At 74.2% G+C, this 8,443-nt stretch carries 7 protein-coding genes; 6 read left to right on the top strand and 1 reads right to left on the bottom strand.

What is annotated here, in order from left to right; translation table 11 throughout:
* Window positions 1-49: 49 nt before the first annotated feature.
* Window positions 50-481, bottom strand: a complete 432-nt coding sequence (locus tag ABD308_RS23250) for a winged helix-turn-helix transcriptional regulator (RefSeq protein ID WP_344338192.1) — start codon at window positions 479-481, stop codon at window positions 50-52.
* Window positions 482-605: 124 nt separating this feature from the next.
* Between ABD308_RS23250 and ABD308_RS23255 the strand changes: the two genes are divergently transcribed.
* From ABD308_RS23255 to ABD308_RS23280, 6 genes are all read left to right on the top strand, one after another.
* Complete coding sequence (locus ABD308_RS23255; RefSeq protein ID WP_344338194.1) at window positions 606-2,105, top strand: DHA2 family efflux MFS transporter permease subunit; 1,500 nt, start codon at window positions 606-608, stop codon at window positions 2,103-2,105.
* 306 nt (window positions 2,106-2,411) lie between these two features.
* Complete coding sequence (locus ABD308_RS23260; RefSeq protein WP_344338195.1) at window positions 2,412-4,058, top strand: ABC transporter substrate-binding protein; 1,647 nt, start codon at window positions 2,412-2,414, stop codon at window positions 4,056-4,058.
* A 1-nt stretch (window position 4,059) separates the two neighbouring features.
* Entirely contained in the window at window positions 4,060-5,037 is a 978-nt protein-coding gene (locus ABD308_RS23265; RefSeq protein WP_344338197.1) for an ABC transporter permease, read from the top strand.
* Window positions 5,034-5,891 carry an ABC transporter permease gene (locus ABD308_RS23270; RefSeq protein ID WP_344338199.1) on the top strand — a complete coding sequence of 286 codons (858 nt, stop codon included), beginning with the start codon at window positions 5,034-5,036 and terminating at the stop codon, window positions 5,889-5,891. Before ABD308_RS23265 ends, ABD308_RS23270 begins: the two co-directional genes overlap by 4 nt.
* Window positions 5,888-7,681: a dipeptide ABC transporter ATP-binding protein gene (locus tag ABD308_RS23275; RefSeq protein WP_344338200.1), complete on the top strand. Its 1,794-nt coding sequence runs from the start codon at window positions 5,888-5,890 to the stop codon at window positions 7,679-7,681. Before ABD308_RS23270 ends, ABD308_RS23275 begins: the two co-directional genes overlap by 4 nt.
* Window positions 7,678-8,443 (top strand): acyl-CoA dehydrogenase family protein (locus tag ABD308_RS23280; protein WP_344338203.1); only part of this gene is annotated, 766 nt, incomplete at its 3' end. The genes ABD308_RS23275 and ABD308_RS23280, both read left to right, overlap by 4 nt.

The raw sequence follows: 8,443 nt of genomic DNA on the forward strand, positions 1-8,443 counted from the left end.
GGTCGGGACGGCCGGGAGGCGCCGGGCCCGCCAGGGGCGAATGCCGGGCTCAGAGGTCCCCGGCGCCCGCCGCCTGCTCCCGGTCGTAGGAGTCGCGCGAGCGGGCGATGGCGTCGCGGTGGCGTTCCGCCCAGGCGGTGAGGCCCTTGAGGGAGGCGTAGAGCTCGTCGGCCATCTCGGTGCCGCGGTACTCCACCTTGGGCGGCACGGTCGCGTAGACGGTGCGCTCGATCAGTCCGTCGCGTTCGAGGTTCCGCAGTGTCAGGGTGAGCATGCGGCGGCTGATTCCGGGTACGGACCGTTCGAGTTCGGTGAAGCGGACCGGACCGTGGCTGAGGTTGAGCAGGATCCCGATCGCCCACTTGCCGCTGATCCGGTTGAGCGCCTCCAGGACGGTGCACGCCTCCCGGACGGGGGCCGGGTCGTCGACGCCGGCGGCCTCCTCGATGTCCGCGATCACATCGTTGTTCCCCAGGAACATGAAAGTGCCTCCTTACGGTGGACTTGATGGTCACACAGGATGGTCGCTGTAACAAGAAGTGCCCTCAGGGAGCGCGGGCGCCACCGGGCGCCCCTCCCCGGCCATTCCCCGAAGGATTCCTCCGATGACCACGCAAGCCCCGCCGTCCCTCCAGCCTTCCAGGTCACGCTGGTTGGCACTGGGGGTCCTCTGCACCGGCAACCTGATGATCATCCTCGACGGTTCGATCGTGACCGTCGCCCTCCCGACCATCCAGACCGACCTCGGCTTCACCCAGTCCGGCCTGGCCTGGGTGGTCAACGCCTACCTCATCGCGTTCGCCGGGCTGTTGCTGCTCTCCGGCCGGCTGGGCGACCTGCTGGGCGGCCGACGCGTCTTCAGCGCGGGCCTGGGCCTGTTCACCGTGGCCTCGCTGGCCTGCGGCCTGGCCTCCTCCTCGACGGCGCTGGTGGTGTTCCGGTTCGTCCAGGGGGTCGGCGGAGCGCTCGCCTCGGCCGTCGTCCTGGGCATGATCATCACCCTGTTCCCCGACGCCGGCGAGCGTGCCAAGGCCCTGGCGGCGTACGCGTTCGTCTCCGCGGCCGGCGCCTCGCTGGGCCTGATCCTGGGCGGCGTGCTGACGCAGAGCTTCAGCTGGCCGTGGGTGTTCTACGTCAACGTGCCGATCGGCCTGGTGGCGCTCGTGCTGACGCAGAGCGTGGTGCCCGGCGGGAAGGGCCTCGGGCTGCGCGAGGGCGCCGACCTGGTCGGCTCGGTGCTCGCCACCGGCGGTCTGATGCTGCTGGTCTACACGATCATCAAGGCCGAGGAGTACACCTGGGGCGACGGCCGCACGCTGGGCCTGCTGGCCGGCTCGCTGGTGCTGCTGGCCGGCTTCGTGGTCCGCCAGGCGTACGCGGCCAAGCCGCTGCTGCCGCTGCACATCTTCCGCTCCCGGGCGGTCTCCGGCGCCAACGCCATCATGGTCCTGATGGTCGCCGGCCTGTTCGGCTACCAGTTCTGCACCGCGCTGTACTTCCAGAACGTGCTGGGCTACGACGCGCTGAAGACCGGCCTCGCCTTCCTGCCCGCGCCGGTCACCATCGCGATCGTCTCGCTGGGCTTCGCGGTCAAGCTGAACCAGAGGTTCGGGCCCCGCCGGGTGCTGGTCGTCGGCCTGCTGCTGGTGGCCGCGGCGCTCGCGCTGCTGGCCCGGGTGCCGAGCGACGGCAGCTTCCTCGCCGACATCGTGCCGCCGTTCGTTCTGCTCGGCCTCGGCTTCGGCGCGGCCATGCCGGCGCTGATCGGCCAGGCCATGTCGGTCACCTCGCCCAACGACGCCGGCATCGCCTCCGGCCTGGTGAACACCACCCAGCAGGTCGGCGCCTCGATCGGCACCGCCGTCCTCGCCACGGTGGCCGCCTCCCGCACCGCGACGCTGCTCGGCGAGGGCGACAGCACGGTGGTGGCGCTCACCGGCGGCTTCCACCTCTCCTACGGGCTCAGCGCGGTGTTCGTGGCGGTCGGCGTCCTGGTGGCCGCCTTCGTCCTGCGCAGCCCCGCGGCGGCCGCCGCCCCCTCGGCCGGCGACGCCGCCCCCGGAGCGGACCTCAAGTCTGCGGATTCCCCCGTACCGCACATCTGACGGTCCTGAGCGGCCGTTCCGGGATGCCCCCCGGAACGGCCGCACCACCCCGACGGCACACCGCCGTCGGACCCGTACGCCCTGACACCCGAGCACACCCGAGCGCACCCGCGAGCGTCCCGCCGCCAAACCCGCCGGCCCCGGAAAAGGGCCGGCATAGGGGGACGGACAGGGGGGTCGGATCCGGACGGAGCCAGCAGACTCGTCGCATCGTCCGGGGCCGGGGCCATCAGCGCCCCCCTCGGGATGGGCGGGCCGCACGCCGCCCACCGTTCCCCCGCCTCGCGCAGGATCGAGAAAGAACCCATGTACACCAGACGCCGTTTCCTCCGCCTCCCGGTCACCCTGACCGCCGCCGCCGTCATCGGCCCCGCCGTCCTCACGGCCTGCTCCGACTCCTCCGCCCCTCCCTCCGCGCGGAGCGACGGGGGCACCCTGCGCTACGGCGCCGCCGTCGAACCCGACAGCTGGGACCCGCACGCCGCGTCCACCGCCGTCACCGGGCGGCTGCTGCGCCCGGTGCTGGAGTCGCTGGTCGCGATCGCCCCGGACGGGACCGTCAAGCCGTGGCTGGCCGACTCGTGGACGGTCTCGCCCGACGGCCTCACCTACACCTTCACCCTGCGCACCGGCGTGACCTTCAGCGACGGCACCCCGTTCGACGCCGAGGCCGTGAAGGCGAACTTCGACCACGTCACGGCGGCGAAGACCGCGTCCAAGCGGGCGGCGGGCCTGCTCGGCCCCTACAAGGAGACCGAGGTCGTCAACCCGCGCACGGTGGCCGTGCACCTGACGGCCCCGCACTCCTCGTTCCTCAGCTCGGCGGGAAGCACCTTCCTCGGCTTCCACTCCCCCGTCGCGCTGCGCGACCACGGAGGCGACCTCTCCTCCGGCGGCGCGTTCGTCGTCGGCACCGGCCCGTTCACCTTCGAGTCGGTGACGCCGGGTCAGCAGGCGGTGTTCAAGCGCCGGGCCGACTACGACTGGGCCCCGCCGACCGCCGCCCACCAGGGGCAGGCGAAGCTGGAGAGCATCGTCGTGCTGCTGCTGAAGGAGGACGCCTCCCGGGTCGGCGCCCTGACGTCCGGCCAGGTGGACGCCGCCGAGCTGATCCCCGCCAACCGGCTGGCCGGCCTGCGCGGCCAGAACGGCGTCGAGGTGGTCCGCAAGGCGGTCCCCGGCGTGCCCTACACCTACTACCTCAACACCGCCCGCGCGCCGTTCGACGACCCGCGTGCCCGGCAGGCCGTCCGGCACGCCATCGACTTCGCCGGGATCGTCAAGGGCGTCTTCCAGGGCGAGTACGAGCAGGCCTGGGGGCCGCTGGCGCCCTCCACCCCCGGCGCCGAGCCGTCGTTCGCCAAGCCGGCCTGGGAGTACAGCAAGGAGAAGGCGGAGAAGCTGCTGGACGAGGCCGGCTGGACCGGGCGGGACGCCGAGGGCTACCGCACCAAGGACGGCAAGCGCCTCACCGCCGAGCAGCCGTACGTGCAGACCTTCGTCTCGGCCCAGAACCACACCTTCGACGTGGGCGTGCAGGACGCGCTGAAGCAGGTCGGCGTCGAGCTGAAGCTGGTGCCGCTGGACTCCGCGGGCTCCATCGGGCGCACCGGCAAGGGCGACTACGACGTGTTCGCCTTCGCCTGGCAGGGCTCGGACCCGAGTCTGCTGGGCAGCCTCTACCACTCCAAGTCCCAGTTCGGCGGCGGCGGGGCGAACGGCAGCCGGGTCAAGGACGCCGAGATCGACGGCTGGCTGGACCAGGCCGAGGCGACCGTGGACGCCGCGCAGCGCACGGCGCTGTACCGCAAGGTCCAGCGGAAGATCGTCGAGCAGGCGTACTCCTTCCCGGCCTACATCGCCACCATGGACGTCGCCCGGCACGGCAAGGTGAACGGGCTGGCCCTGGACGTCGACGCCAACACCGACTTCTACGGCATCGGGGTGGCCTGAGGTGTCCGACCGCGCCCGGCTCGTGCCGCGACGGCGGGTGCCGCCCTGGGCCAGGTTCGTCGCCCGGCGGCTCGCGGCGGGGCTGGTGGTGGTGTGGGGAACGCTCACGGTGACGTTCTTCGCCCTTCACCTCGCCCCCGGCGACATCGTGGACGGACTGATCGGGCCGGGCGCCGCCGCCACCCCGGCCCTGCGTGACCAGGTGATCGCCGAGAACGGCCTGGACGACCCGCTGCTCGTCCAGTACGGCCGCCAGCTCGCCCAGTTGGCGAGCGGCGGCCTCGGCTGGTCGTACCAGCTCAACGAGCCGATCGAGCGGCTGCTCGGCAGCCAGCTCGGTCCGACCGTCGAGCTGGCGGTGTCCGCGCTGATCACCGCCCTGGTGCTGGCGGTGCTGGCGGCCACCCTGACGGCCGGCCGGGGCCGGGTGGTGCGCGGTGCCGCCGGTCTGGCCGAGCTGCTGATGGTGTCGATGCCGTCGTTCTGGCTGGGCATCATCCTGCTGACGGTGTTCTCCTACCGGCTGCACGCGCTGCCCTCGATCGGGGCGGACGGGCCGGCGGCGCTGGTGCTGCCGACGCTGGCGCTGGCGCTGCCGCTGGCCGGAGTGCTCGCCCAGGTGATCCGCCAGGAGCTGGAGAGCGCCGACGGCCGCCCGTTCGTGCTGACCGCGCGCTCGCGCGGCCTGGGCGCGACGGCGGTACTGCTGCGGCACACCCTGCGGCACGCGCTGCTGCCGCTGACCACACTGGCCGGCTTCGTGCTGGGCAGCCTGTTCGGCGGCGCGGTGCTGGTGGAGAACATCTTCACCCGGCCGGGCCTGGGCCGGGTGCTGGCCAACGCGGTCGGCTCGCGCGACCTGCCGGTGGTCAGCGCCCTGGTGGTCATCTCCAGCGCGGCGTTCGTGCTCATCAACACCCTGGTGGACGTGCTCCACCCGCTGATCGACCCCCGGCTGCGCGAGGGAGGAACGGCATGAGCACCGTGACCGCCCTCCTCGACCGGCCGGCCGCGGCCACCGCGCGCCGGGGCGCGCTGCTGCGCTCGCCGGCCCGCCTGGCGCCGCTGGTCCTGCTGGCCGCGGTGGCGCTCGTGCTGGTCTTCCCCGGGATGTTCGCCACCCACGCCCCCGAGGCGACGGACGTCGCGGCGGCGCTGCGCCCGCCCGGTGCCGCGCACTGGCTGGGCACCGACCAGCTCGGCCGGGACGTCTGGTCGCGGCTGGTGCACGGCACCCGGCTGTCGCTGCTGATCGCGGTCGGCGCGACGCTGATCGGGGTGGGCGGCGGCGCGCTGCTCGGCCTGGTCGCCGGCTGCGGCGGACAACGCGTCGACTTCGCGCTGATGCGGGTGGTGGACGTGCTGCTGGGCTTCCCCGAACTGCTGCTCGCGCTGGTGGTGGTGGCGCTGCTGGGCGGCGGCACGGTCAACGTGGCGATCGCCATCGGCACCGCCGGGGTGCCCCACTACGCCCGGCTGGTGCGCGGCCAGGCGCGGCTGGTGCTGCGCTCGGAGTACGTGGAGGCGGCGCGGGTGCTGGGGGTGCCGGCCTGGCGGTCGGTGCTGCGGCACGTGCTGCCGAACGTCGGCGGCCCGCTGGTGGTGCTGGCCTCCATCGGGCTGGGCTCGGCCATCATCTCGGGCTCCGGGCTCAGCGTGCTCGGCCTGGGACCGGTCCCGCCGGAGGCGGACTGGGGCTCGATGGTCGCCGACGGCAAGGACTTCCTCCAGACGGCCTGGTGGATCTCGATCGCGCCCGGCCTGGCCGTCTCGGTCGTGGTGGTCTGCACCACGCTGATCGGCCGTTCGCTGCAGCTGAGGGCGGTGCGATGACGACGACGAAGACGAAGACGAAGACGACCACGGCGGAGGCGACGGCCGGGGACACCGGTGCGTCGGTGCCGGGCCCGCTCGTGCGGATGGAGGGGTTGCGGGTGTCGTTCCCCGGCGCGCCGCGGCCCGCCGTGGACGGGGTGTCGCTGGCGATCGGACCCGGCGAGTGCGTGGCGCTGGTCGGCGAGTCCGGCTCGGGCAAGTCCGTCACCTCGCGGTCCCTGATCGGGCTGGCGGGCGCCCGGGCGCGGGTCTCCGCGCGGACCCTGGAGGTGGCCGGAGCGGACGCCGCCGGCTTCGGCGAACGGCAGTGGCGCGCGGTGCGCGGCCGTCGGATCGCCATGGTCTTCCAGGACGCGCTGACCGCGCTGGACCCACTGCGCACGGTCGGCGCCGAGATCGCCGAGGCGGCCCGGCTCGGCGGCACCGCCGGTCCGGACACCGCCGCACGGGTGGTGGAGCTGCTGACGGCGGTGGGCGTGCCGGAGCCGGAGGCCCGGCGCACCCAGTACCCGCACCAGCTCTCCGGCGGGCTGCGCCAGCGCGCGCTGATCGCCTCGGCGCTGGCCGCCGACGCCCCGCTGCTGATCGCCGACGAGCCGACCACGGCGCTGGACGCGATCGTCCAGGCGCAGATCCTCGCGCTGCTCGGCCGGCTCAAGGACGAGGGGCGGGGCCTGCTGCTGGTCAGTCACGACCTGGCGGTGGTGGCGCAGGTGGCGGACCGGGTGCTGGTGCTGCGGCGGGGCGAGGTGGTGGAGAGCGGGCCGGCCGGCCGGGTGCTGTCCGCCCCGGAGCACCCGTACACCCGGATGCTGCTGGACGCGGTGCCCTCGGGCCGCCCGCCGGCCCGTCCCGCCCAGGCCGCGCCCGGGGCACCGGACGCCGGGGAAGCGGCCCCGCTGCTGAGCGGGCGCGGGCTGGTCAAGTCCTTCGCCCCGGGCGGGCCGAGGGCCCTCGACGAGGTCGGGTTCACCCTGCGGGCGGGTGAGGCGCTGGGCGTGGTCGGCGAGTCCGGCTCGGGCAAGACCACGCTGGCGCGGATCGCGATGGGTCTGACCCGTCCCGACGCCGGGGAGGTGCTGCTGCGCGGGCGGCCCTGGTCGGCGCTGCCGGAGCGGCGGCGCCGGGCCGAGCGCTCGGCGATCCGGTTCGTCCAGCAGGACCCGTACGCCTCGGCGGACCCCCGGTTCACCGTGGCGCGGATCATCGGCGAGGCGCTGCCGGGACTGCGGCGCGGCGAACGGGCCCGGCGGTGCGCGGAACTCCTCGACCAGGTCGGGCTGTCGGCCGACCTGCTCGCCCGCCGGCCGCACCAGCTGTCCGGCGGCCAGCGCCAGCGGGTGGCCATCGCCCGGGCGTTGGCGGGCCGTCCACAGGTGCTGGTCTGCGACGAGCCGGTTTCGGCGCTGGACGTCTCGGTTCAGGCGCAGGTGCTGGAGCTGCTGGACCGGCTGCGGCGCGAGCGGGGCATCGCCCTGCTGTTCATCACCCACGACCTGGCCGTGGTGCGGCAGGTCGCCGACCGGGTGCTGATCATGCGCGGCGGGTCGGTCGTCGAGGAGGGCGAGACCGAGCGGATCTTCAAGGCCCCCGCCCACCCGTACACCCGGGCCCTGCTGGACGCCGTCCTGCGGCTGCCCGGCGCGGACGGTGCGGACGGCACGGGCGGGGCGCACCGCGCGGGCGGGGCGCACGGCACGGACGTCACCGGCCGGGAGGACCCGGAGCAGGACACCGAACACGTCGCCGGGCAGGACGGCGAGCACGTCACGAAGGGGGAGAGATGACTGACACGACGACGGACGCCGTCCCCGAGGCGGCCGAGGGGTGGCTGCGGCGGGCCGAGGAGGTCGGGGCGCGGCTGGCAGCCGGCGCCGCCCGGCGCGACCGCGAGGGCAACCCGCCGGTGCGGGAGATCCGGCTGCTGAAGGAGACCGGCCTGGTGACGCTGCTGGGACCGGTCGAGTACGGCGGGGCCGGCCAGAACTGGTCCACCGCGTTCCGGGTGGTGCGCACCGTCGCGGCGGCCGACGCCTCGGTCGGCGAGCTGCTGGCCCACCACTACGTGTGGGTCTCGATCGCCGAGTTCATCGGCACCGACGAGAAGATCCAGCACATCGGCGAGGTGTCGGCCCGGGCCCGGTGGTTCTTCAGCGGGTCCTCCAAGCCCCGCTCGGCGCCCCTGCTGATCCAGGACACGGGCCGCGAGATGCTGTTCCACGGACGGCTGGAGCGCGCCCTGGGCCACCCGGTGTCGGACATCACCATCCTGGAGGGCTTCCCGGAGGGCGGCGACACCCCGATCAGCGCCCTCGCGATGAGCGACCACGCGGGGCTGTCCTTCGAGCCGGAGGGCGAGGAGTTCGGGCTGCGGTCGCTGGCCGCCGGGACCGTGGTCGCCGACGGCGCGAACATCCCGTGGACCGGGGCGCTCGGCCACGTCGACAAGGCCTTCGTGCCCCGGGTCTACAACACCTTCCTCACCCCGGCCTTCCAGCTCGCCCGGGCCAACGCGCTGATCGGCGCGGTCCGGGGCGCGCTGGACGCCG

This window comes from Kitasatospora putterlickiae (genome assembly GCF_039527695.1).
Taxonomy (GTDB): Bacteria; Actinomycetota; Actinomycetes; order Streptomycetales; family Streptomycetaceae; genus Kitasatospora; species Kitasatospora putterlickiae.

Excerpts from the sequence above, each read along its gene's own strand:
- ABD308_RS23255 (WP_344338194.1), top strand. The coding sequence starts at position 606 with ATGACCACGCAAGCCCCGCCGTCCCTCCAGCCTTCCAGGTCACGCTGG.
- ABD308_RS23260 (WP_344338195.1), top strand. The coding sequence starts at position 2,412 with ATGTACACCAGACGCCGTTTCCTCCGCCTCCCGGTCACCCTGACCGCC.
- ABD308_RS23275 (WP_344338200.1), top strand. The coding sequence starts at position 5,888 with ATGACGACGACGAAGACGAAGACGAAGACGACCACGGCGGAGGCGACG.
- ABD308_RS23250 (WP_344338192.1), bottom strand. The coding sequence starts at position 481 with ATGTTCCTGGGGAACAACGATGTGATCGCGGACATCGAGGAGGCCGCC.
- ABD308_RS23270 (WP_344338199.1), top strand. The coding sequence starts at position 5,034 with ATGAGCACCGTGACCGCCCTCCTCGACCGGCCGGCCGCGGCCACCGCG.